General features: G+C 65.6%; 30 protein-coding genes. 1 reads left to right on the top strand and 29 read right to left on the bottom strand.

What is annotated here, in order from left to right; translation table 11 throughout:
* The first annotated feature begins 45 nt into the window (after positions 1-45).
* The gene (locus AUC70_RS14860) at positions 46-804 is read left to right on the top strand and encodes a Bax inhibitor-1/YccA family protein (protein WP_069445573.1); all 759 of its coding nucleotides are present in this window, start codon (positions 46-48) and stop codon (positions 802-804) included.
* A gap of 279 nt (positions 805-1083) precedes the next feature.
* On the opposite strand, the gene AUC70_RS14865 is transcribed toward AUC70_RS14860, so the two are convergent.
* The 29 genes from AUC70_RS14865 to AUC70_RS18465 form a co-directional block, all read right to left on the bottom strand.
* On the bottom strand, positions 1084-1467 hold the full coding sequence (locus tag AUC70_RS14865) for a DUF2794 domain-containing protein (RefSeq protein ID WP_083241665.1): 384 nt from the start codon (positions 1465-1467) through the stop codon (positions 1084-1086).
* Positions 1468-1803: 336 nt separating this feature from the next.
* Positions 1804-2595, bottom strand: a complete 792-nt coding sequence (locus tag AUC70_RS14870) for a DNA adenine methylase (RefSeq protein ID WP_069445575.1) — start codon at positions 2593-2595, stop codon at positions 1804-1806.
* 146 nt (positions 2596-2741) lie between these two features.
* A complete protein-coding gene (locus AUC70_RS14875; RefSeq protein WP_069445576.1) occupies positions 2742-3536 on the bottom strand; it encodes a DUF4376 domain-containing protein in 795 nt (264 codons plus the stop codon).
* Entirely contained in the window at positions 3536-5014 is a 1479-nt protein-coding gene (locus tag AUC70_RS14880) for a hypothetical protein (RefSeq protein ID WP_069445577.1), read from the bottom strand. The genes AUC70_RS14875 and AUC70_RS14880 overlap by 1 nt, the downstream gene beginning before the upstream one ends.
* 9 nt (positions 5015-5023) lie before the next feature.
* On the bottom strand, positions 5024-5539 hold the full coding sequence (locus AUC70_RS14885) for a hypothetical protein (protein WP_069445578.1): 516 nt from the start codon (positions 5537-5539) through the stop codon (positions 5024-5026).
* Positions 5540-5556: 17 nt separating this feature from the next.
* Positions 5557-6015, bottom strand: a complete 459-nt coding sequence (locus AUC70_RS14890; protein WP_069445579.1) for a hypothetical protein — start codon at positions 6013-6015, stop codon at positions 5557-5559.
* Positions 6016-6030: 15 nt separating this feature from the next.
* The gene (locus tag AUC70_RS14895) at positions 6031-7053 is read right to left on the bottom strand and encodes a hypothetical protein (RefSeq protein WP_069445580.1); all 1023 of its coding nucleotides are present in this window, start codon (positions 7051-7053) and stop codon (positions 6031-6033) included.
* A gap of 27 nt (positions 7054-7080) precedes the next feature.
* The gene (locus tag AUC70_RS14900) at positions 7081-9285 is read right to left on the bottom strand and encodes a phage tail protein (RefSeq protein WP_069445581.1); all 2205 of its coding nucleotides are present in this window, start codon (positions 9283-9285) and stop codon (positions 7081-7083) included.
* Positions 9282-10235 (bottom strand): hypothetical protein, encoded by a 954-nt coding sequence (locus AUC70_RS14905; protein ID WP_069445582.1) that lies wholly within the window; start codon positions 10233-10235, stop codon positions 9282-9284. The genes AUC70_RS14900 and AUC70_RS14905 overlap by 4 nt, the downstream gene beginning before the upstream one ends.
* Positions 10236-10239: 4 nt before the next feature.
* On the bottom strand, positions 10240-10638 hold the full coding sequence (locus tag AUC70_RS14910) for a DUF6950 family protein (RefSeq protein ID WP_069445583.1): 399 nt from the start codon (positions 10636-10638) through the stop codon (positions 10240-10242).
* Positions 10635-11228 carry a hypothetical protein gene (locus AUC70_RS14915; protein WP_069445584.1) on the bottom strand — a complete coding sequence of 198 codons (594 nt, stop codon included), beginning with the start codon at positions 11226-11228 and terminating at the stop codon, positions 10635-10637. The genes AUC70_RS14910 and AUC70_RS14915 overlap by 4 nt, the downstream gene beginning before the upstream one ends.
* Positions 11229-11888: a hypothetical protein gene (locus AUC70_RS14920; protein WP_069445585.1), complete on the bottom strand. Its 660-nt coding sequence runs from the start codon at positions 11886-11888 to the stop codon at positions 11229-11231.
* The gene (locus AUC70_RS14925) at positions 11888-13780 is read right to left on the bottom strand and encodes a phage tail length tape measure family protein (RefSeq protein ID WP_069445586.1); all 1893 of its coding nucleotides are present in this window, start codon (positions 13778-13780) and stop codon (positions 11888-11890) included. The genes AUC70_RS14920 and AUC70_RS14925 overlap by 1 nt, the downstream gene beginning before the upstream one ends.
* A 3-nt stretch (positions 13781-13783) precedes the next feature.
* Positions 13784-14104 carry a DUF1799 domain-containing protein gene (locus AUC70_RS14930; RefSeq protein WP_206599410.1) on the bottom strand — a complete coding sequence of 107 codons (321 nt, stop codon included), beginning with the start codon at positions 14102-14104 and terminating at the stop codon, positions 13784-13786.
* A gap of 62 nt (positions 14105-14166) precedes the next feature.
* The gene (locus tag AUC70_RS14935; RefSeq protein WP_069445587.1) at positions 14167-14496 is read right to left on the bottom strand and encodes a phage tail assembly chaperone; all 330 of its coding nucleotides are present in this window, start codon (positions 14494-14496) and stop codon (positions 14167-14169) included.
* 8 nt (positions 14497-14504) lie between these two features.
* Positions 14505-15440: a phage tail tube protein gene (locus AUC70_RS14940; protein ID WP_069445588.1), complete on the bottom strand. Its 936-nt coding sequence runs from the start codon at positions 15438-15440 to the stop codon at positions 14505-14507.
* A gap of 2 nt (positions 15441-15442) precedes the next feature.
* On the bottom strand, positions 15443-15601 hold the full coding sequence (locus AUC70_RS17265; protein WP_158007470.1) for a hypothetical protein: 159 nt from the start codon (positions 15599-15601) through the stop codon (positions 15443-15445).
* The gene (locus AUC70_RS14945; RefSeq protein WP_069445589.1) at positions 15598-16044 is read right to left on the bottom strand and encodes a phage tail terminator protein; all 447 of its coding nucleotides are present in this window, start codon (positions 16042-16044) and stop codon (positions 15598-15600) included. The genes AUC70_RS17265 and AUC70_RS14945 overlap by 4 nt, the downstream gene beginning before the upstream one ends.
* Positions 16034-16534: a phage virion morphogenesis protein gene (locus tag AUC70_RS14950; protein WP_069445590.1), complete on the bottom strand. Its 501-nt coding sequence runs from the start codon at positions 16532-16534 to the stop codon at positions 16034-16036. The genes AUC70_RS14945 and AUC70_RS14950 overlap by 11 nt, the downstream gene beginning before the upstream one ends.
* Entirely contained in the window at positions 16534-16962 is a 429-nt protein-coding gene (locus AUC70_RS14955; protein WP_069445591.1) for a gp436 family protein, read from the bottom strand. The genes AUC70_RS14950 and AUC70_RS14955 overlap by 1 nt, the downstream gene beginning before the upstream one ends.
* Before the next feature lie 7 nt (positions 16963-16969).
* Positions 16970-17296 (bottom strand): hypothetical protein, encoded by a 327-nt coding sequence (locus AUC70_RS14960; protein ID WP_069445592.1) that lies wholly within the window; start codon positions 17294-17296, stop codon positions 16970-16972.
* Entirely contained in the window at positions 17293-17673 is a 381-nt protein-coding gene (locus AUC70_RS14965; protein ID WP_069445593.1) for a hypothetical protein, read from the bottom strand. The genes AUC70_RS14960 and AUC70_RS14965 overlap by 4 nt, the downstream gene beginning before the upstream one ends.
* 129 nt (positions 17674-17802) lie before the next feature.
* Positions 17803-18246: a hypothetical protein gene (locus AUC70_RS14970; protein WP_069445594.1), complete on the bottom strand. Its 444-nt coding sequence runs from the start codon at positions 18244-18246 to the stop codon at positions 17803-17805.
* A 48-nt stretch (positions 18247-18294) separates the two neighbouring features.
* Positions 18295-19200 (bottom strand): Mu-like prophage major head subunit gpT family protein, encoded by a 906-nt coding sequence (locus AUC70_RS14975; protein ID WP_069445595.1) that lies wholly within the window; start codon positions 19198-19200, stop codon positions 18295-18297.
* Entirely contained in the window at positions 19194-19664 is a 471-nt protein-coding gene (locus AUC70_RS14980) for a hypothetical protein (protein ID WP_206599411.1), read from the bottom strand. The genes AUC70_RS14975 and AUC70_RS14980 overlap by 7 nt, the downstream gene beginning before the upstream one ends.
* A 43-nt stretch (positions 19665-19707) precedes the next feature.
* Entirely contained in the window at positions 19708-20772 is a 1065-nt protein-coding gene (locus AUC70_RS14985; RefSeq protein WP_069445596.1) for a phage protease, read from the bottom strand.
* Positions 20773-21064: 292 nt separating this feature from the next.
* Positions 21065-21598, bottom strand: a complete 534-nt coding sequence (locus tag AUC70_RS14990) for a phage head morphogenesis protein (protein WP_069445597.1) — start codon at positions 21596-21598, stop codon at positions 21065-21067.
* A 105-nt stretch (positions 21599-21703) separates the two neighbouring features.
* Entirely contained in the window at positions 21704-23248 is a 1545-nt protein-coding gene (locus AUC70_RS14995) for a DUF935 domain-containing protein (protein ID WP_069445598.1), read from the bottom strand.
* On the bottom strand, positions 23248-23379 hold the full coding sequence (locus tag AUC70_RS18465) for a hypothetical protein (protein WP_280138264.1): 132 nt from the start codon (positions 23377-23379) through the stop codon (positions 23248-23250). The genes AUC70_RS14995 and AUC70_RS18465 overlap by 1 nt, the downstream gene beginning before the upstream one ends.
* Positions 23380-23432 lie beyond the last annotated feature (53 nt).

Raw genomic sequence — 23432 nt, forward strand, 5'->3', positions numbered from 1 at the left:
GACGAAGTACGACCAACGAAACAACGGAACAAAGGACCCAATTTCATGGCGGAACTCGACAGACGTTATGAGCAGACGGTCGGACGCGCCGATGCGGGCGTGATCGACCAGGGGCTGCGCGCCTACATGCTCCGCGTCTACAACTACATGGCCTCCGGCGTGGCAATCACCGGCGTGGTCGCTTATGCGGTCTACGCGATGTCGGTGGTGACGGGCGCGGACGGCTCCATCACGGGGCTCACCTCGTTCGGCAACCTCATGTTTGCCAGCGCCTTCAAGTGGGTCGTGATCTTCGCGCCGCTGGCGATGGTGTTCTTCCTATCGTTCAAGATCCAGACCCTAAGTGTCGGCACGGCTCAAATGCTGTTCTGGCTCTTCGCAGCGCTCATGGGCGCTTCGATCTCGTCGATCTTCCTCGTCTATGCGGGCGAGAGCATCGCTCGGGTGTTCTTCATCACGGCCGCCGCCTTCGGCGCGCTGTCCATGTGGGGCTACACCACGAAGAAGGACATTTCCGGCTGGGGCTCATTCCTCTTCATGGGCCTGATCGGCATCATCATCGCCTCGCTCGTGAACCTGTTTATCGGTTCGACGGCGCTGCAATTCGCAGTGTCCGTGATCGGTGTGCTGGTGTTTGCCGGCCTCACCGCCTACGACACGCAGCAGATCAAGGAGATGTACAGCGTCCAGGATGACGGGACCGTCGCCGGCAAGAAGGCTGTGATGGGCGCCCTTCGGCTCTATCTGGACTTCATCAACCTGTTCTTGATGCTGCTGCAGCTCTTCGGGTCGAGCCGCAACTAGATCTCAGCGGCCCTATTTCAGGCTGCACAAATGCAGAGAAACGAAGCCCCGGCGACACCGCCGGGGCTTTTTTCGTTGCAAAATCAGGGGTTGCACGATTGCGCCGCCACAGACGGCCGAAGTCTTGAAAAACCGCCAATCGTCGCCAGATTCTGAATTCGCGCCGGGCATCCCTCCCCGTCGCGAGGTTCCCCCCGTACGGAACCGGAGAAGCCCCGAGTCCCCCCCGTCTCCGGGGCTTCTCTACTGTCCGCTGATAGAGATTAGGCGGCTGGACCGTCAGGCCTTCACCACCCGCAAACCCTTGTCCAGAGCCCGCAAAACGCGGCTCAGATCGTGGCCGCGCTTGAGGATCAGCCCGGTGGCCGCCACCACGCTATAGGCACCCTGGCGGCGTGCCAGTTTGGGGGTCTTTTCGATACGGTAGAGCGGCATTTCCGAGGAGCGCCGGAAGATCGAGAAAACGGCTTTCTCCCTGAGCATGTCGATGGCGTAGTCGCGCCACTCGCCGCTCGCCACCATTCTTCCATAGACACTGAGAATTTGGCTGAGTTCCGCACGATCGAAGGCAATACCTTCGCGCCGCGCCGCCACCTCTGCTCCGTATGATTCGCCGCCGGCCACACGTGCCAGCGGCAAGACTATCGGCTCCGTTTCGCTCAACACGCGCCTCCTGTGACGGAACCGTCATGATGACCGTGCGGCAGGTGAATATCAAGCGACTCCCGCGCCACAGGAGCAGCCGCAGTGCTTGTAACAAAACGTAACAGAAATCACAGTTCCGCCCCGTTTCAGTCAACGGCACGCCCCAGAAATCCTTAGGATATCGAGAGTTGCCTTATGGCCCGGTCCTAGTCGAGGGATCTCGGAATATCAGCCCCCCAGCCCCCCGGGGTCTTTCGCGGGGGCCGGGCCGTTGTTTTCAGTGGCACTACTGTAGCCGGACGCTTGATTTCGGAGTCCGGGACACTTGAACCTGTAGCACGTTCAAAAGGCAACCTAGCCCCGGCCGGTGATGATCAACTCGCCGGCCGGGTGGCCCCCTCCCCCCTGGATTGAATAGTTGACCGTCACGGGCGTTTTCCGGGCCCACGAGAAGGCGTCGCGGATCTCCGGCACGTCGTTTATCGACAGGATGAAGCGTCCTCGAAGGGCCTTCAAACGGTCGCTGAGGGCCTCGAATTCGGCCCGCTCGAATAGCCCCCTCCCGTAGATATGCTCCGTGCCCCAATAGGGCGGGTCGAGATAGAACAGCGTCCCCTTGCGGTCGTAGCGATCGAGCACCTCGGCCCAGCCCAGACACTCGATAATCACGCCCGACAGGCGCTCGTGCAGCTCTTCCAGGACCGGACCCAACTTGGTCACGTCGAACGTGCCCGGCCGGCCGACGGAGACTCCGAAATTCTGCTTGTCGACCTTCCCGCCATAGGCCGTGCGCTGCAGGTAGAGAAAACGCGCCGCCCGCTGCAGGTCGGTCAGCGTCGTCGGGTCCGTGCGCGACAGCCGTTCGAACTCGCGCCGGCTGGTGAGCTGGTAGCGCAGCATGTCCATGAACGGCACGTAGTGCCGCTGGAGGATGCGGAACAGGTTCGCGACCTCGCCATTGGCGTCGTTGATGACCTCGCACTTCGCCGCCTGGCTACGCCGAAAGAAGATGCCCCCCATACCCACGAAGGGCTCCACATAGGTCTCGTGTGGCGTCCGCTCGATCATGGCCACGAGGCGCCCTGCCAGGTTCCTTTTGCCGCCCGTATAGGGCGCTGCCGGCGTCGCCGGCTTAACGTTACGCATCACTCAGGCTTTCCCTCGCGCGCGCCCGAGTCAGCATCGTCCCGCCGCCGAAAGGCGGTGGCGGGAAGCGTTGTGTCATGCTGCGCTTGGCGGGGTGTTATCTTGGCGGATGCCCCCGCTGCCGGGCTTGCCCGGCCCCGTCTCCCCTACGCCGGCACGCTGGGCCAGCGCCAATCCTCGTCGAAGTCGTCCGGAATCGGGTCCATGTCCTTCAGGTCCCGAGCGGCAATGATGACCTCCGAGGCCCAAGGCATGACGCGCTGTGCGAACAGCGCGAAGGCTTCTGCGGCCGTCAGCCCCACCTTGGCGTTGTCCATGGCAATGCCCTCGAAGGTCGGCAGCGGCGACACCCCCATGGCAATCGAAATACCCGCGTTCGACCCAATGGCGTTCCACTTGGCGATGCTCTTGTCGTCGCAGGCCCAGGACTTCCCCGTGACCGGATCAGCGAAGCCCTCGTTCAGGCGACGGTCGCGCTCGGCGTCGATCTTGGGCCGGAGCACTGCCGCCCGCTTTTCGGCGTCCTCCGCCCACTCGCCGGCTTCCGGGTCCCACGTGTCGTATGGGCCGGGTTCGTCCTTCGTCACGTCATCGGGCAATGGCCCCAATTCGTTGTGCGTGATCGACGACCCCATGGGTGCGACCAGGTTGTCCTCTTCGTCGAGGCGATCCGCCGTCAGGTAGACGGTCAACGGCAGGCGCACGCCCGTTTCGGGGTCGCGCGGCTGGTGATCCTCGACCTGCACCCAACCGCCCTCGATGAAGCAGCGCGCGTGCCCGTCCACTTCGTCGGGGGGCGCCATCGTCGTTGCATTCGCCGGCACGCCATAACGGCTGGGATCGGCGTCTGGTAAATGGCGCCGGGTCCAAACAACTTGCGCCTCGCGCGGATTGCCGGGCAGCAGCTCCCCGGTCTTCGGGTTGTAGGTCCAGATTTCCATTAGCCGAGCCTCATTTGCTTGGAGACATAGTGGTTGACCGACCGCACTTCCGAGTTCGCGGACAGGTACTTCGTTGTCTCGCCTACGGATGCGTCGAGAAAGAACGCATTTACCCTGGTGCCGCCGCTCGTTGAGGCACTCGAACCCACAGCTCCGCTAACACCAAATGCTCCAGTAGGCCCTTGAAACGGGATACCAGAACCTGCCGCAACGACAGTACCCTCGATATTCGGCGCACCGTCGATCTGTCCCGTGCCGGGGTAGTCGCCGATTTGGCCGTCACCGGCACGCGCCGAGCGGCCGGCGGCGTCGGGGTCGACACCAGCGCCGTTGTCCCACACGCGGTCGAACATGCCGCGCCGGTCAGTCAGGATCAGATCGCTGCCAGAGACCATCCAAGGGTTCCGCGCCGCACAGCGCGGGTTGTCGACAGCGCCATTCGTGATCGTCGAGCCGTCCAGGAAGATGAACCCAGGGCGCGCGACCGCATCGTAGTTTTCGACGATCTCGCCCGCCGGCGTTTGCGCCGTGTAGAGGTCCAGGAATTCGATGGGATCGGCGTCCAGCGTGCCGCCTTTCGCCGACATGCCTTGATAGATCAGCCCAGCATTCAACTGGCCTTCCTGCACCGTGACGAAGGCCCCACAATGGGCATCGAATGTCCCATAGGCCGGGGCACGGGTCATCGGCACACCGGCGCCATTCCAGACATAAATGCCCACCTCGGCCGGCGCGTCCTGCAGCCAGGCAAGGACCGTCTCACCGGCCACCATCGCCACGTCATCGATGGCAGCGCCCGGCGCGTCTAAGTCGATGTCGCCCGTCGCGGCAACGCGCACGGAGAACCCGAGACCGTCCTTGATCGTCGCCAGTGCCGTCGGGCTTTGAAGCGCCCTCGAAAGCCCCTCGAAGACGAAGGCAGTCCCCGTGCAGCGAACAATGCCGTCAAGGCCGTTCGCCACGACCATGGTCGCGCCGCCGTCGATCAGCTCGGCGCCGTTCGGGTCGATCGTTACGGCGCCGCCCGCCGCTACAACATGGCAGAACCAGTCGTTGCCGACAGTGGCCGCCGCCGGCAGCGACAGCGTGAGGGCGTCCGACGCAACGAACACCTTGCCGCGATCCTTGAAGGTCGCCGCGTAGTTCGCGGCCAACGGCTTCAGCTCGCGCGATACCGACCCCGCGTCGCCGACAAACCGGACCACGGCCGTGCCGGACAACGCGATCTTGTCCGTGCCCACGGAGCCGCTAATCTTCGAGACGATGACGTTGCGGGTGAGAAGGCCGGTCGTGGCGTTGTACGTGCCCCACCCAATTTCCATGTCCGCGCCGTCATCGACGCGATAGATGGGCGTGTCCCCCGTGACGGCGCCGGCCTCGACAGGCGTCAGAAAATTATCGTCATAAGCGGCGCCGGTCGTGATGGACCCTTGCCCGACCGTCGCGGTGAACACCCGCACATTGTTGAAGTAGCGCATGCGTTTCTCCTAGCTCGCCAATGCCTGCACGCGGGACGGCTGGCGGCGCGCGCCGACCTCCGGCGTGAACGCAGTCAGCTCGACCACCAACGGGTAGGGTTGCGAGATTGCGACACCGGTCACGACGCTAGGGGGCGGCACAATCAGATTGAGCCCCGCCGGCCGTGTGAACGTGTTTGCCTCGCCGCGCCCGGTGATCTCCGCCTCTGCCAGCGCCGGCTCCGCCTCTCGCGTTTGTTCAATGCCCATGTCGATCAGGGCGCCGACAGTGCCAATCTCCGGCGTCGGGCCGATGACCTCAATGGCTATCGGCGCTGCCATGCGGATGTCGACGCCCGTTAGAAGTTCCGGGGCGGGGGCGGCGACGGCGATGTCCAACGGCGCCGGCTGCTGGATGAGCACGCCAGCACTCACTTGCGGCGCAGGAGCGATAATCTCCAACGAGGCGAGCGGGACTAGGGCCGCCACTCCCTCTTCAGAGAGTTCGCCGAGAGCAAATTCCGCGATGGCGCCGAAACTGTCCATGGCTCCGGGTCCGCTCCCTATGCCGGCGGCGAATAGTTGAAGCGAAGGATTCCGTTGATGTGCCAGCGGACCTTGAACGCCGTGCTTTCGCCTGCTTCCTGCGCGCCGCCGAAGTCGCAATGGAGGAAGGGCACAAGGACCCCGCCGCCCGCGTCGTAGTAGACGACGAAGGCGGACGCCGGACCGATATTACCGCCCACGGCAATTTTCGAAATCTCGTCACCAGCGAACTTCGCGTCGTCGGTCGTGTCGACTGTCACCGCCGCGCCGGTTATCAGCTCGCCCCCTTCCGTCCAGCCGTTGCCGTGGACCTCATGGGCCGCGTCGACGCCGGCCGCTTCGTCGAGCGTCGTATGGGCCGCATCAAAGGCCGGTGCGGTCGCTGCCAGCAACATGACGTAGAGGCCATCCAGGTCGACCTCCTGGTTCGCCAGCAGCTTCGGCGTGTGGTTGTAGAGGCGGTAGGTGAAGGCCATTGACGGGCTCCGTTGCTATATGCTGTTTCTAAAGCCTGTGACGGTGATGTTGGCCCCGAACGCTTTCGGGTCGGCCGGATCGGGCGCCAGGATGTGCAGCTCCTGCCCGGCCTCCAACGCGAAGGCGGCAGGCGCCGCGAAGACGCCGATCTTGGCGTCGGCCGCGAACGTGACAGTTCCCACCTCCACAGATTCCGCCAGGATCAGTTCGCCGCTCGCATCGAACGCTGTGGCCGGGTCTGCCACCTTGCGGATGGAAAAGACGGCCTCGTTCTGCGGCGCAACGCGCACTCTTGCCTTCGACAGGAGCAGGCCCGCGTCGAACTCCACGTCGGTCGTGAAGAGGAACCCTTCACCGATGAGTTCGCCGCTCAGGAGGCTCCCTGGCACGCTGTAGGCGATGTCGTACCGGTCGCCGCCACCGGGGCCGCGATAGGCAAACGGCCCCGCCCACGTGCCTTCGGCCGGCGAGCTGCGCACGTACCATACCTCGGTGTCTTCCAAGAAGACGGTGAAGCCCGCATCCTCGTCGTCGTAAGCATCGCGCCCGGCCAGGTTCGCGACATAGGCGCTGAACCTCAGATTGATCGTGAAGGCGTCCCATGTGCCGGCGACCTTGAAGTAGAGCAAGCGCGTGGTCGGATCGTACCTGAAGTCGTTGTCGCGCCCTTCCGTATCGAGAGGCGTGCCGACCGTGACAAGGCCCATGCCCTTGCCGGCCAGCCGCTCCATAAGATCGGTGAACCCTTCCGCGAGTGCCCCGCCGTCGCGCAGAATGTTGACCTCGTATGCTTCGCCCGCTTCGGGGTCTGCGGTGGTCGGGCCTTGCCACGGCGCCGACAGTTCCGCCGTGAAGTCGCCCGGCCGGTCCTCTTCGTCCGCCGCGCTGGGATCGGATGCGATGAACGCCAGCACCTGCCCGACGCGCAGGAGGCTCCCACGACGCAGGATCGTGGACCAGGCGGTGCCAATGCCGGTGATGGTCGTCGACCCGTTCTCCACGGCGATGGTGCCTTCAGAGTACAGTGCAGGGATCATTGGTCTGGCTTCTCCTTCGTTGGTCGATCAGGCGCGCGGCAGCATCGAATAGAGGTAGCCGCTCGCGGCAATCGTGACGCCGCCCGGAATGGACGCCCTCACTTGAAGCCGGATCGTGTGGTTGCCGTTCGGCACCGAGCCGGGCCGAAAGCCGACCGACATGGGGATAGTGAAGGCGCCGCCCGTTGCGATCGTCGCGACCACCGATGTCTGGAACAGGGCCGACGAGGTCCCACGCAGGATGCGCCCTTCGATGTCCGCCGCCGACTGGCTGGTCGACCCGCCCAAGGACCCGGAAATAATGCCGAGGAACATCACGCCCCGCGTGCCGCTGTCCTTCTCAATATTGATCGTGCAGAGCGTTCGCCACGTCCCATTAGCGGCGCCCGACGCGCTGCCGGAATCTGCGTCCGACTGCGTGATGCCGTTCGTCACGATACGGTCGGCGGTGATCGTCCCGGCTTGGATCTTATTGGCCGTGATCGCGCCCGCCGCGATGTTGCCAGCCTGCACGGCGCCGGCGGCGATCTTCTCCGCCGTGACGGCGTTCGCCGCGATCTTCGATGCAGTCACGCTGCCGTCCACAAGCGCATCGCCTTGCACGCCGATATTGCCGGCGATCTTCACGGTGTCGTCCTGCACTTCCAGGATCGGCGCGAAGCCGGTGGCGGTCTGGACGCGGAAGGCCGTCGCCTTGATCGTCGCCACGGAACCGACGCCCGCAATAACGTCCAAGAACAGGGCGGCCGAGTCCTCGCCGTACGCGCCGGCCGCCGTCTTTGCCTCCAGCGCAATCCGCGCGGCAACGCCCGTCGGCGCCGCGTGCGCAATGAGACGGAACAGGGCGGACGCCGCGCCTTCCCCGTTCTCGGCGAAGACCTGGCCGAACAGCGTGGCGAGTGCGTTGTGCTTATCGTCGACCTCCGCAATCTGCCCTATGAGCGACGCGGCCGCATCGTCCAGCGCCGCCTCGACACTCTGGATCGCCGCCGCGCGCGCCTGCTTCTCGGTGACCACCTCTTCCGACACGACATTGACCGCCGCGCCTTGGGTCGCCTGGTATGCCTGGTCCTGGTCGTCGAGCTTGGCGATTTGACCCAGCAAATAGTGGGCGAGGTTCGTCAGGTCATTGACCAGGGCATCGCGCACGGTCGCGATGGCCGCCTGCGAGGCGGTGTCGAGCTGCGCCATGCGCGCGTTCACGGCCGCGTTGAAGTCGTTCTGGCTGAAGCGGATGTCCGGCGTGACAACGGGAAGCCACGGCGTGGTCTCGGTGGCCCAGCCGTTGAAGCTTTCGAACTGCGCCTTCACTTCGTAATTCGTCGCCGGCTGCAGGTTCACGATCAGCAGCTGCCCGGCTGCCGGCTCGTAGGAGAAGGCGTAGCCAGGCTCGTCCACTTGCCCGGCGATACGGTAGGCCACGCGGATGGCCGTCACGTCCGCATCGTCGGGGTCGTCCCACGACACGCTGACGGCCGGGCGCACCGTGTTGTTCGTCCCGACATTGGCGACGCCGGCGACGGCGAAGGACCCGACTTCCTTGGGCGCCGGCCGGTCCACGTCCAACACCCCGTCCGGCTCTTCGATCAGGTCCGTCTCCGGGTCGAAATCGTAGTCGTCGTGGTCGATCTCCAGCACGGCGGCAACGCTGTCGAGCGAGTGGTCGTCGGTGACGTGTTCGACCTCGAACAGCTTGTCCTCATAGCCGTTGTGCTCGCTGGTCCACTGCAGCACGTCGCCCGGCTCAACACCCCACGCGGACGGCGGGAGCGGCAAGTTGTGCCGCCGCTCCTTGGCGGCGTTGTTCAGGAGCTGTTGCTGGAGACGCTGGAAGTGCTTGCCCGACTGAACCACGGGCACATCAAGGTCGGCGCCCACGCGTCCGTCCGCGCTGATGCGCGACGCGTCGAAACGCGGGGGCCCGACGCGCGTGATCCAGCCGTCTTCGGGGCGCGTGTACGACCCGCTGATATAGTTCACGCGCTCGTCCAGCGGCCGGATCGGCTTCGCGGTCTCGGCCTCGTCCGCGCGCAGCACGCCGTCGTCCATCGTCAGGACGGGGAGACCAGGCGCCCCGACATAGAGCTTGTAGACGCCGCCGATCTCGAAGAGCCGGCCACCGCACGCCTTCAGTATTTCCTTGATGACCTCCAGCGGCTCGGTGTTCAGCGCGATCTCGCAGCCGCCCCAAAACTGCGGCTCGCCGTCGACGAGCGCGTCTGCCTCGTTCATAGCGGCGATCCACACGTCCAAGGGCAGGTCCGCCGCGTCGCGCCGGCGCCGTAGTAGAGCACGCGCGCGTCCGTGTGGTCCTTGACGTAGAGACCCCGCAGGATGTTGTAGGCGATCAGCGGCAAGTTGCGGCTGAACTCGTGCGTCTCCAGCAGCTCGAAGCGATGCTCCCCCGAACCGCCCACGGTCGAGTCCTTGCGCGGGTCGTAAAGCTTCGCGCCGTCGACCACGAAGCGCCAGCGCATCCGGCCCGGCACCTTCTCCTGGTCGTAGATCGAATGGGTGCGGACATAGGCGCGCCCCCGGCCGACCATCTTGTTCGTCCACGGACGCTTGCTGTGCAGCCCGAGCTTGGAAACCGCATAGGAATCCGCGGTCGTCTGCGAGCCGTCGAAGAAGCGCAGCGCCAGCTTGCCGTCGTAGCCGTTGACCGGTTGTCCGCGCGACCCGGACGAGGCCGCAAGCGTGACCCTTTGCCCGTCGATATAGGTCTGCACCAGGCCCGTGCAGGGAAGGTCGCTGATAGCGATTCCTTCGATCAGGTCGGAATTGTCGATCTCCCCTCGCGAGCCATACGTTTCGGCGTAGAAGAGCGACCCGCCCGTAACGAAGCGGCCGACGCCGAAGGACTGCGGAATGTCCGCATCGACACGGATGTCGAGCTGCACGCCGCCCGCCTGGACGGAACGCGACACGCCCGTCTCCGTCCGCTGCGAGGCCGTGTCGATCTTCGCGGGCTTCGGCGGGTCCGGCGCCAGCAACTGGTTCGCCACGTAGCTGACGCCGACCGAGATAAGAATCCCGCCAACCGCCGTTGCGACGGCGGCGGCCGTGCCCGTCAAGCCGACGAAGGCGACAATCGGGGCGACGAGAAAACCCGCATGGGCCTCGACCGTGCCGACCGTGAGCAACACGGCCGCGAAGACAAGGGCAATCAGGACCCGTCGCATCGAACTATTCCACACGGAACGCGCGCTCCACTTTCATTCGCGAGAGCTGCGCCAGGCCCTGTTCGCCCCTCGCCACCAACATCGCGCCGCAGATGACGCCGAGGCCGTCCGTGCCATCGGCATTGCGGAACCAGCCCCAATCGCCGTCGCACGCGGCCGACGGCGCAATCTCGGTCGCGACCGACGCGGCCACGTCGGCCATGTCCTTCCAGCCGCTGCGCACCATCACGCGCTGCGCGCCGCGCGCCGTCGAGTACCGCCCGCGCAAGTGCGAGACAGGGTCCTGCCCGGTCAGGGCCTCGGCCACACCGGCGCACCACGTCAGGCAATCCGACACGCCCCACTCGAAGGGCGTTTGACGCTCCTTCGCGAACAGTTCGAAGATCCGTCGACGGGTCGTCATCGTGGGGCCTTTCTGCCGAAGTAGATGGGCTTCTCTCGCTGCAGCGCCGTGTAGCGGTAGAGGTCGTCGTCGGGGTCGCGGTCGTGCGCCGGGCCTTGGGCGCGCGTGTCGTGCCGGCGCAGCGTCAGGACGCGCGAGGCGGACTCGCAGGTGAGGACGATGCGCGACTGGCCACCCGCTTCCGGCGTGACGATCTCCGCGTCATCGATGCGACCCCGGAACCGGGGAATGAGCGGCCCGACCAGCTCGCGCGTGTCGGGGTTGAACAGGCCCGTCTTCAGCTCGACCGGCCGCTGCGCGATCGTCGACCCGCGTACCAGCGCTTCCGCGTCGAAGTCGATCCCCGTCAGCGTGATGGACAGGCCCGGAATCGTCATGTCCCCCACGAAGGTCAGCGCCCCGAATCCGATGACCGAACCCGAACCGTGATACACGCGCCCCTCGACCTCCACGTCGCCTGCGTCCGTCCAGAACCCGGCCGGGTCCGGCGTGACCCCGTCGAGACCGAGCGCGTCGACCCACAGGAACAGGCGGCGCGCCACGAGGTTTTGCTCGAGCGCCGTTCGTTGGGCCGTCGTGAGGTCCAGCATCTAGAACAACCTCTGCATGGCGTCGAAGCTGACAGTGGTGAAGTGCGGCGGCGTCTTGGGCGCGCGGTAGCTGCCCGGCACGATGATGAACTCGGCCGACGCCCGGTAGAGCGAGACGGTAGCGGCCGCGCTCCAGCCCGTGCGCACATAGGGCGCGACTTCGACCGTGACGGCGCCGGCGCCGTCGGCGGCGTCGCCTTGCACGATCATGTGCAGCGCGCGCTTCGCGTTGCCCGCGCCATAGTCGAACGACAGATAGTCACCTTTCGACAGGACAAAGCCAGGCGGCAAGTCCTCAAGCGCGACGAGCGTGGCGGACGGCACATCTGCAAGTGTGCACTCGCCCGTGAAGGGCTGCCCGCCCACCTCCAGGCCGTCGAAGCCGTCCACATAGGCCAGCGGGAACTCTCGCATCTTGTCGTAGGCATAGAAGCTGTGGAACGACAGCAGCGAGGCGTAGAAGGCCCGGACCGCGCCGGCCTCGGCCGGGGCCATCTTGTCCGTCTGGAACGACGCGCGCCACAGTGTCGGCCCCAGCTCCTTCGCAATGACCTTGCCGGACCGCAGCGGCGTCAGCTCGGCCATCGGCTCGGGATCGAAGGACAGGCCGATCAGCGGCGCGTCGTGAAGGAAGTCACGCGGATAGCTGAGCGGGATCATCACAGCGTCCTCCGCGAGCGCGCCTCGGCCACCGTCTTGACGACGATGGACGGCAACGATTGCTTGAGGTCCGCGACGGCCGACTCAAGGCGAGCGACGGCGCCGTCGTCCGCACCGCGCGCGTCGATCGATACCGGGATGGAGACCGATGGTCCGCCACCGCTCCCAGCGTTCGGCACGATGGCACCGCCTCGGCCGGGCACGAAATACTCCGGACCACGTTCGCCAACGAGATAGGCGCGCCCGGTTTCGACAGGACCGCCCACGGCACGGGCGCCGCCGAACAGCGCTCCGATCAATCCGCCTGCGGCCGGACCGCCTGCGCCCGTACCGAAGGCCGATGCCAGCGGGCCTTCTCCGAGAAGGCTTGCCTGAAGCGCCATGCGCGCCAGGAGCTGCAGACTGTTGGCGAGTGTGTCTTGCCAACTCTCCTGCTGGAGAATGAGCCCGTCGAAGGCGTCATAGGCAATGTCGCCCATGGCGCCGATGCTGTTGTTGAAGTTCTCCTGTGCCGTGCGCGCTTCGTAGAGACGCGCCGTCTCGTCGGCGATCTGCTGCCCCATCTGCGAGCTGATGTCGACGCCGGCCGCGCGAAGATTGTTCGCTACTTCCCGCTCGGCATTCGTCGCCGCCAGGAGGTCCGCTTCGAACCGGACTTGATCCAGCACGCCAGCCGCTCGCTCTTGGATGCGCGCCCGCTCGTCTTCCAGCTCCTTCGCACGTTCCAGCGCCTCTTGTTCGCGCACCAGCTCCCGCGTCGTATCGGCGATGGAGGCACCCATTTCGGTGTTGAGCTCCACGCCCGCGCGCTTGAGGTTGTTGTAGACCTCCTGTTCCTCGTTCGTGCGCCCCAACTGTTCGCGCTCGAATTCGAGATCCTTCAGGATGCCAGCAGCCACCTTCAGGCGACCCAGTGCCCGCGCGGACGCCTCGGTGTCGCCGCTTAGTCCCTTGGCCGCGTCACGCGCCTGATCCAGTGACGAAGCGACTTCGTTGGCGTCGTCGGTCATGTCCAGAAGATCGGCGGCAACGTCCCTGAACGGCGAATCCTCCGGCAGCGCGTTCGCGATGCGAACGACCTCTGCTCGGAACTCGCGAACGTTCGGCGTGCCCTCCCTTATGGAGGCATTCCATTCGTCGATCACATCAAGGAACGGACCGACACCGCCCAGCCCAGCGGCGAACGGTCCTTCACCGGGGGCCTGCTCGGGCAGCACGAAGTCAATGCGGCCGCTCGCGTCGGCCAATGCGCGTTCCAGCTCCCGCACGTTCTGCTCGGCGCTGAACTGCAGCGCCGCGACGGTCTCGCGGCCATAGTCCTGCGCACCCTCCGCCGCCTCGCGATACTTCGTCGCGATCCGGTCAATGAGGTCTTCATGCGCTTCCAACTGCACCTGCACGTCGACCCCGGAACGCAGGAAGGCTTGCGCGGCGGCGGCGGCGGCGGCGATGGCGACGACCGCGAGGTTAAGCGGGTTCGTAACGAAGGTGGCAATCCCACCGCCGATGGCCGCGAGTGCCCCCCGGATGTTGCCGCTCGGCCCGAATATCTGGCTGATTTGCGAACCCTGCTGAACGATCAGCGTGAACGGGTTCTGCTGGCCCGTGGCGAGGCCCTGCGCCAAGTCTTGAATCTGAAACTGCAGGTTTTGCATCTGGCCGGCAGCGAGGCGCGCGCCTTTGCTCGCGCCGCCGAAGAACTCTGTGCCGCGATTGCGCGCCCTGGTGAACTGTTCGCCGGCACCGCGCGCCGCGCCGCCGACGCCGCCCAGCTTTCCTGCCGCCGCCTCGGCCTGGTCTCCCATGACGACCAGAGCCGTGCCGGTTTCCTTCGCCGCCTTGGCCGCACCCTTGGCGTTGCCGTCGATGACCAGGCTGACACGCATCGCCATTCCCTACGCTCCCTTCCGCGCGTTCAGCGCCTCGACCGCCGCACCTTCCATCACCTGGAGCGCCGCGAAGAGGTCTGGCGTCAATTCGATCCCCGCCGCGTCGAGGCCCGCACACACGCCTTGATAGTCCAGCCCCACGAACAGAAGCCCTCCATACCCGGCGACCGCACGCCATTGGCTCGCTACGACGATGAACGCCTGGACCGCTTCGACATTCTCGGCAAAGACCCCTTCGTCTTCCCCCGCCGGCGCGCCGCCGCGAAGTTCTGCGGCGATCTCCGCTTGGACCGCCGCACTCGCCCCAAACCGGCGCGCGTCTTCCAACGCCTCTTCCGGCGCGTCACGCTTCGAAAGGCCGCCCGAGACATAGGCCCGCGCGGCCCATTTCAGTTTCCCCGCGCGACCTTCGTCACGGCGGCGTAGTAGGCATTGGCGAGCCCGGCCCGCGCATAGGGCAGGCTCAAGACCGCCGCCTTCACCTCGTCGTTGAACTCAAGCGGCTTGCCGTCTCCGTCCGCCAGGTCGTCGAGCCGGTCCACGGCTGCATCCAGCATGTCGCGCGTGCCTTGCTCGGTGGTCATGTTGAACCCGGCCAACGTCTCGGTCTTCAGCACCTTGAACGTGGCCGTCAGCGTCTCGTCCTTGTGCCCCCCATCGACCGGCACTTTGATCGTCACCGGGATGGTGAATTTCGGCTCGTCGATAATCTTGAACATGCGCGCTCCTACGTGAGGGTGAGGGTGAACTGGTCGTTGCCGTCGACCGGCAACGGGGTAAGACGCAACGGCCATTCCAACGTGTCCTGCTGGTTCTCGTAGCCGGTCAGCCGCGCCAGCTCGCAGGCGGGCGCGGCCAAGGCGACGATGCGGCCGGCGACCGTGCCGTGGGTCAGCGCCAACGCCTGCGGCGTCTGCGCGACGGCCAGTGCGAACGGATCGAACGTGGTCAGCGGCAGCGCTTCGACGGTGGCCGTGATCTGTTCGGCGCGGTCGACGATGCGGATTTCCTCGCGGCCGATCAGAAGGCGCGGCTGCACGTCGTTGCCGAGGTCCAGCTCGAACGACCGCATGACGAACGCCTGGCCGCCGAGCGTGAACACCGGCGTGTTTGCCGTCGTCGCGACCTTCGGGGCCTGCCAGGCGGTGAAGTCCGGCACGGCCTGCGCCAGCTCAGTGGGGTTCGCGAAGAGCCCCGTCAGTGACCAACGGATGACCGGAACGCCTTGCGCGTTGACGCTCATCTGCGCCGTCCCCCGGCAGCCGACGATCTTGTGCAGCGTCTCGTCGATCCAGACATAGAGCGTGACGCTCTCGTGGTCGTCGGTCACGGGCGAATAGACGACGCTCGTGTCCGGCGTCACCACTTCGGCAAGCCCGCAGGCCCGCGCCAGCACGCCCCAGGCCGGCGCCGTACCGGCCGCTCCAGAGCCGACCAGCTCGGTGCTGCCGTTGAACACGGCACGAAGCCCAACCTTGAACTGGCTCTGCGCGCCAAGGTAGGGCCGCTCCAGCTCGCGGCTCACGTCCTCGCCTTCCATGGGCGACAGACTCACGTCCGTCATCAGCATGGCGTTGGCGCCGGCCGGAGTGGGGTCCGTGCCGTAGGTGCCTTCCATCTTGGCCAGGATGACCTTCTTGCGCCATTTGATCGGTTCCGCCATGGCTACTTTCCTTTCGTGTCACTCGCGGCCGGCCGCTTGGCCTTTGCCTCGGTTGTCTCGGTTGCTGCAGAGACCGGCTTCATCGCTTCGCGCGGCGCGGTCTGCGCGACGCGTCTAAGCTTCCCGGTCTCCTTGTCCTTCACGTAGCTGCCGCCCTTCATGGTCGTTCGATCCTCAATTGTGCTCTGATGGAAAAGTCCAACTGGTAGGTGACCGTGCCGGCCGTCAGACTGACAAGCCGCCCACGGTCGAGCTGGAACACGCCCTGAACGTCAGGCAGGTCCGGCGCCCAGCCGGCCAGTGCGAGAATGACGGCGGCAATGAGCGGGTCCTGTTTGTCCAGCGCACGGCCGCCGCGCACGTCGCCGGCCGAATTCGTCATGAGCACAACGCCCACGATCTCGTTGAAGTCCTGGCGGTAGAGCCCCGTCGCGGCGTCGGGCTCGCTCCCGCGCAGGCCCAATGGGAGCACGAATGCAGCGGGCATTACTTGCGGCAGGTTCCCGCCATTCACGAGCGCCGCCAGCTCCCCGGCCGGCGCGACTCTGCGCTGCAGCGTGGGGATCTCCGCATCCAACCTCTCGATGACGGGATTAACGAGCATCGCCGCCCTCCAGCTCGACATACTCCTCGGCGATAGCGACCAGCTCGGCTTCGTCTTCTTCGTCGATCCCAAGGAACGGGCGCGCCGGGATCGTCACCTGCTGCGTGAAGATTTCGCGGTCCCCGACGAAGAAGCGCAGCGCCTGCGCCGTCTTCGGACGGATGGTCGCCCCGAGCTGGTGAACCGCGGCCTGGATCGCGTTGGTGCCTACCTCTACGTGATCGTCGGACGCATCGAACGTGATGGAGCCGACCAGGAACCCGCTGTCGACGAGCGTTTTGCCGCCTTCCACGATGGCCCGGACCGACGGCGGCCATGGGTTGCCGTCCGGGTCGTGCCCAAGCTCGAAGCGGCGTTGCGTCGACGTGACGAGCGAGGCGCCCATGGCTTCGAACATCGGCTTCGGATGCTCAAGACGCGCCAGCAACGATTCTAGCGCGCTTAGCGTGGCGTCCTTGCCGTCGATGCGTATGGAGAAGCCGTCCGCCATCAGATGAACCCCTTCAGGTTCTCCGGGGTCAGCGGCCGTTCGCGATCCGTCGTGCGCACGCCCGCATCGCCGCTGGCAGCCGGCTCGATGCCTTCGACGGGGAGGCGGATCACGCCACGGCTGATGTCCTTCAGCTTGGCGAGCGCGTCGTTGTAGTCGTCCTTGACCTTCTCGTCCGGGCTCCGAACGTGAAGCTTGTAGAAGGCGATGGCCGAGGCGATGTCGACCAGCAGCGGCGGGGTCTCCGAAAGGGGCAGGCTGTAACGCCCCTTCAAATAGCCGTCGATCACGGCGTCAGCGTCGGCCAGCGCGCGATCGATCACGTCCGCGTCGACCACGCCCGTCGCCGGCACGGCGCGGTCGGTCAGGTCGACCAGGGACCGCTCCCCGAACCGTTCCGCCAAGATCGCTTGCGTGGTGTAGGTCATCGATGCGCTATGCCGCCTCGGTCGCGCGCCGCAGCTCCTGCGCCGGTGGCAGTTCCCCGGAATCGCACGCCAGGTCCGGCATGCCTTCCATGGCTGGGCCTGTGACGCGCTCGGTCGCCTCGTCAGGCTGCGTGGGCGTCGTCACGGGCTCGCCGATCGGCGCCTCGGTCCAGGACACGGCGCGGTAGACATGGAAGCGTTCGCCCGGCGTCTCTTCCGCACGCTCGCGTGCGTTTTCGTGGGCGTCGTGGAAGTTGAACTTCTGCACCTCGTTGTTCTCGGTGTCCCAGGTCGGCTCGGCTTCCTCGCCGCAGACGATGTAGTGATCCTTCATTTCAGCTCCCCATGAACGGCTAAGTCGAGAATGGTGACGAGCGCGACAGGGTCGGCTTCGCTGACGCCGATGACGCAGCCCTTGCGCGCGAAGACGACGCGCGCGGCGCCGTCGTGGACGAATGCAACGGACTCGTCGGATTGCGGCACGACAAGCCCGTCGCGATGAAGCTTGCGCAGGAACACGCTGTGCAGCGCCTCGTCCGCCCTTACGGCGACGCCGCCGCTTTGTGGCAGCGCGTCGAGCATGTCCTGAACGCGAAGATCGCAGGGCTCGTCAGCCCGTGCACTCACGAGCCCCGCCAAGACGGCGGCCAGGAAGGCCGCGCTGATTAAGGCGCCAAGCGCCGAGAGTTTCCTTGCGTGTTTGACGAGCACCGGGAGTCTCCTTACCGCCGCAAGACGGCGGCGAATGAGAGTGTTGGCCCGCGCGCTAGGCGCCTACGGTCGTGCCGTTCCCAAAGGGTGCTGGGGGCCTTGCGAGCCGTACCAGACGGGCCTCTCTGGCTATTCGAAGTCTTTGCTGGCGACCAAGACCGGGTCGGCCATGATCGCCTCGAACTGCTCCTGGGTGATCTCGCCCGCGCGGATCGTGACCGGCTCCCGGCCGAACGACAGCCCGGCGCGGCGCCGATGATCCTGCTTTGCCGTGACCTTTAGGACCGGAACGGGATCGCCCTCCCTCGGCTCGGTGGGGCTGTCCGCCTTCGCGGGATCTTCGTCGGCCACGGGCGAGGGGTCGGATTGCTCGCCCTGCGGCTTGCTCTCCGTCCCCTCGCCCGCTCCCGGCGCGACCGCATCTGTCTCGGTGGGGGGCGGCGCGGAATTGGCACCAGCGCCGCCCGCCGTGGGCGTGGCACTGGAGGGCTCTTCCGGTGCCTTGCCTTGCTCTTTCGTCTCGGGCTCCGGCTTCGTCGCCGAGGCTTTCGACTTGGTGTTGTTTCGCGCCATTGTGGCCGTCTCCTTCGATTAGGGGTTAGAGGTCGGTCGCGATGCGCCCTATGCCAGCCACGGCACGACGAGCAGCTCGGCGGTGCCCTTCCACTCGTTGGTCTCGCCGCCCGCCGCATTCTCGCTGTTGAGAAGCTTGAGCCCCGCAGACTCGTTGGACGGACCCACCACCAGCAACGGCTTCACACCGCCAGACAGGAGGCCGAGCGGCCGGCCGTAGTCGCCCTTCATTCCCATGAGGCCAGTACGCGCGGCCTTGTAGTAGGCGCTGGTCAGCGCCTGCTTCGAGCCCCAAGCGAACTGCCACAGACCCAGGCCGACATTGTTCCGCGCATCGACGCCGTACTGGAACTCCTTCTTGCTGAACACGTTCTCGTCCGTGAGCTGGTCGCGCGCGACGAACTCGAAGTCCTTGCGCTTCTGGAAGATGACCGGCTTCAATGCACGGGACACATCCAGCAAGAACCACGGCTGTCCCGCGCCGCCGTCGGTATTGGCGACACTGGTTTCCTTGCCGTCTGCGTCCAGCACCGGGTGATCCGTGTCGAAGAAGTACTGACCATCGTAGCAGGCGGTCGAAAAACCATCCTTCAGCAGGCTGAACGTCAGAAGGTCCGGGTGGGCTTTGGTGGCCCGACCCATTTCCTGGAAGAGCGGGTTATAGATGCCCAGGCTGTCGTCCTCGATGTGGTTCCGGTTGACGCCAAGCGTCAGCTCGAAATCCTTGTTCTTGATCGCATAGTCGTGCTCCATGAGGTTCTGCACGACACGATCCCCAAACCACTCGCGGACCATGGGAATCTGCCCCATCCAGCCGTACTTCTCTTCGCCTCTTGTCGAGGGCACCACGGTTGCCACGCGCTCATACTGAGACGGGGCTACGTCGAAGGCGTTCTGGAAGAGCGTCTTGAACCCGACCCGGAGGCTCTCAAGGTTCTTGTTCGTAACTAGCATCGCGTACTGTTCCTTTCTGCGCCGCTAGCCGAGATAGGCGCGCAGCTTGGTTTCGTCGAACTCGACCCAGACACCGCCATTGGCGTCCACGTCGTGAATGAAGCCGGCCGCGACCGCGTGCTCGTCCCGTCCGTCTTGGCGACGGTCTGGTCGTCGACCACGTAGGCGACCTTCCCGATGTCGGCGATGGCGATTTCGTCGCCACCCTCGGAATTCTCGTAGAGGAAGATGCCTGGACGGATGCGAACGCTCAGGTCGCCGTTTGCGCCGGACGCGTTGTCCACCTCTTCCTCAATCCGACCGATGCCCACGAGATTGAGCGCCGTTGCGCCCTTCGTGGCGTAGCCGGCCGCGTTACGCATCGCGATGCCGCCCTGGAAGAGCACCGTCGCGGCGGCGACGGCGAGTGCCCGAACATCCCCCGCTACCAGCGGGGTGTTCCGGCCCTTGGTCAATGCAGTCATGCTGTCGTCTCCTTACGTGCTTGAGCTTTCCAAAGGGGCGCGCCTACGCGGATCGCTCCGCGTCACGCGTCTCCTTGAACTTGTCTTCGGGAATGCCGAGCGCTACGCAGACATCTTGCTCGGCGCTTTGAAGCGCCACGCCGTCTTTGTCGCCGGGCAACGTCGGGATGATCGCGCCGCCATCGAGCACCGGCAGCGCCGTCAGCTCCTTCTCGACCGCCTCCGGCTCTTTCATGTGCCGGGCGATGTAGTGGTCGCGCACCGCCTTGACGCCGACGCGGCCTTCCTTGATGCACCCGTCAACGAACGCTTCCGCCTTGCTCTTGGCGATGCCCGTCTGCAGCTCAGTGAGCTTCGTTGCCGTGTCCTTCAATTCGGTCTGCAGCGCCGTGACGGCTTCGTCCTTGCTGCCGGCCTCCTTCGCGTTCTCGTTCAACGTCTCGACCCGGCCGAGAATGGCAGTGCCAGTCGCACCCTCTCCCAGCCCCGCCGCCTTGCCGATGGGGTTGAGCGCCGACTGCACCGCCTTGGTCACGTCGACCTTCTCAGTCGCTTTGGCCACGGCCGCCAGGACGGCGTCCTCGTCCGCGTCCTCCGCAAGACCCAGCGCCTTGCGAAGTTTGCCCATGAAGTCCATGTCGCTTCCTTCCATGTTGAGCGCGACCATGCCGCGCAGATTCGGTGTGTTGGTGAGAGCGGCGCGCTCAATCGTCAGGACGTTGAGCTTCTCGTCGTGGGTGATGACGGGAGATAGGAACCGGTAGGCGCGGTCGGCCATCAGCTCGCGGCCGGCCTTGGTCCATTCGACCTTGCCCCAAATGCCGTCAGCACGGGTTTGCATTTCGACGATCCAGCCGCGCGCCGGCGCCGGCTCGTGTGTTACGGCCGCACGGTCAGTGGCGTGGTTCTCGTCGATCGGCCACCGGTCGCCCGACTGCATCGACGCGGCGATGATCTTTTCGGGCTCGTTGACGCGGTACGGGCCACGGCTGTCGACCGTCTGCAGCTCGCCAAGCGGAATGAGCTTGATGTAGTCGGGGACATCCGCGCCCTTGGCCAGGCCAAGGTCGATGGAAAATGCCGCAAGGGTTGCGTTGGGCTTCGTCATGCCGCCACAATGCCCACGCGGGGGGCGGCTGTTGGCCCTGAAAGTTTTCGGGCCCATTGGCGCGAACTAGCCGCGAACCGGCCCCATAGCGCCTCCAGGGCGCAAATCAGGGTCTCCGAGCCATCCCTATATCGATTTTGAAGGCGCTTCAAAGCCCATTGAAGGCCGATTCCCGGAATTCCGGTATGCCCGGACGGCCAAAGGGGCTTCCGGCGCTCTACGGCCCGTTTCGGCGGCGCGGGCTATCGCTCCAGATTTTGGGGTGTATGGCGGCCCGGAGGGGCGCCGGGATTTAAGCGGCGCGCAGCCGCTCCCAGGCGATGCCTACGTTGCCCTCCCAGCCCTTGTCGGGCGGGATCGTTAGCGCCGGGTCATCGTCCGGTGTGATCGTCCAGCCGTAGCGCTTGAGGTCGCGCGGGCCGACCGACTGAACATAACAGCGACAGCCAAAGCCGTTCGGCGTGTAGTGGGTCAGCCAGAAGCGATGATCGACAGGCAAGACGATGCCGTGCCATTCGCGGTGCGTATGCCGTACTTTGTGATCCCCGGCCGTCACGTAGCGTAAATAGGGCCGCAAGGTCTTGACGCGCTGGATTTGAGCCCAGCGGCCGGCCGCATGGGCATTGGCCGTTTGCACCCTATAGACCAGCTCGGCGTGCCAGCCCGGATTGTCGCCCGGCGCCATCCAGCCATAGCGCTCGATGATCCGCAGATAATCGTCGCGGAACGACTCCAGCGAACGGCCCTCGGCCATCGCCTGGCGCACGGCTTCCAGAAGATCGCGGCGCATATCGTCCGCCGCCTTGCGCGCGGCGCCTTCCGCCACAGCTCTAGCCCCGCGCAATATGCGCAGCCACTCGTCCTCGTCGATCCCCAGCAGATCGCGCAGGAACGCTATGGCTTCGTCGAAGAGACCCCGCTAAAGGACGGTTCAGCCATTGGCGCCTGCGAGGTCCTTGCGGCCGATCAGTTCCGCGAGCGCAAGCGCCTTTTGCATGGCCTCCTGCAGATCCTCAGACGGCAGGTCGAGCCGCGCCAGTTCGCGCTCGATCGCGTCAAGGTCGGCCGCGTCCGCGACGATCCCCGCTATGCGTTCCAGCATCGCATCCACCGGCGGCGTGCCGCTGACGCGTAGTGCGGCCAGCGCGTCGTCCAGCTTAGGCGCGGTTCGCGCGCTCTGCGTTGCCAGCGCCGGTTCGCCGGCCGGCGCAAGCGGCTGTTGCGCGGCTGGCGCGGTCAGGACTTCGTCGCCTTCGTTCGGTTCCGACCAGCCGAACTTGTCGCGCACCTCCTGCATCGAGACGCGGAAACCGAGCGGCACGAGCTTCTGTAGCGTGTCCGCCGCCATGCTCAGGTCTTCTTCGTCGGGCCGCGCGATGACCAGGCGCGGGTAGGCTTTCTGCGGCCCGAATTCCAGATCGATCCACGGCCGCACCAGGTCGCGGTTCAGAATGGCCGACAGCGCGCGTGCGTCGGCGCGCTCGATGTCCTCTTGCACCTGCCGGTGTTCCTGGCCCACGGCGTGACCGCCCGCGATCGCATCTGTCGTGGCCGTCTGGCCCAGCACCGCCTTCGATACTTGCTGGTCCAGCCAGTCGCACCGTTCCTTGTAGAGCTGCGCGCCCTGGCCAACGTTCTTGGACTCGATGAAGTCGATCTCCATGGACGCCGGGATGATCGCCGCGCAGTCGCCCGCAATACTCGCTACGGCGCGGTAGAGCGTGTCCTTGTCCTTCGGGGTGGCGTTCGCATCGAACTTGCCGACCCGCACGGGCTGACCGAAGGTCTGCGTGAAGATCGACCAGTCGCGCTGCGTATAGGCTTTGAACATCCACGCCCACGCGACGAGCCGCGCCAGGCCCGAGCGGATCGGCAGGCCGCTCTTTGCCGTGATCGTTGCCACGATGAATTTGAACGGCGGCAGCGGCTTGTCACCCTCGTTGTCGCGCAGCAACGGCGTGCGGCCGTCCGCGCGGCTGAAACTGAACCAGCGCGGGTCGCGCCACTCCAGCCGTTCGGGACGCCATTGGCCAGCGCTCGTGTCCCAAATGATCTCCGTCGCGCTGAAGCCCTTGCCGACCGCGTCGAGAATATGGAACAGCTCGTCTTGCAGCTCGTCGCGCTTCAGCCATTCCCGCACCATGTCCGCGTGGTCGATCGACGCCTGGTCGTCGCCGGCCGCGTCCACGCCGATCTCAATTTGCGCAACAGACCGCTTGCGCGTGCCGAGCACGCCCACATAGTGCGGGTCCTTCTCTTCGACCTGTTCCGCCAGCTCCAAATAGCGCAGCGGGTCGCCCTGGTCCGCCTCGCGCAGGATGGATGCAAGCCGGACGGGGTCCAGCCCGTCCGTGGGGTAGCCGGTTAGATGCGAGCGCACGCCGGTCAATGACGGGCCGGCAATCTCTTCTTTGAGCACGGCCCGTTCGATAGGGCGCCCCCACTGGTCCACGAGTGTCGGTGTCCGCTCTGCCATCACAAGGACTCCTCATTCACCTTGCCAAAGAGATTGAGGTCCGCCTCGCCACGCTCCTGCAGCGTCTTCACAAGGCGGTCGGAGACCAACATCGCCTCGTAGTCGTTGAGGCATTCACAACGGATCGTCACTGTGCTGCCGTCCCGAAGAATTGCAATTTCTGCCGGCCGTCCATCTACCAATG

The organism is Methyloceanibacter stevinii (assembly GCF_001723355.1).
GTDB classification, from domain to species: domain Bacteria; phylum Pseudomonadota; class Alphaproteobacteria; order Rhizobiales; family Methyloligellaceae; genus Methyloceanibacter; species Methyloceanibacter stevinii.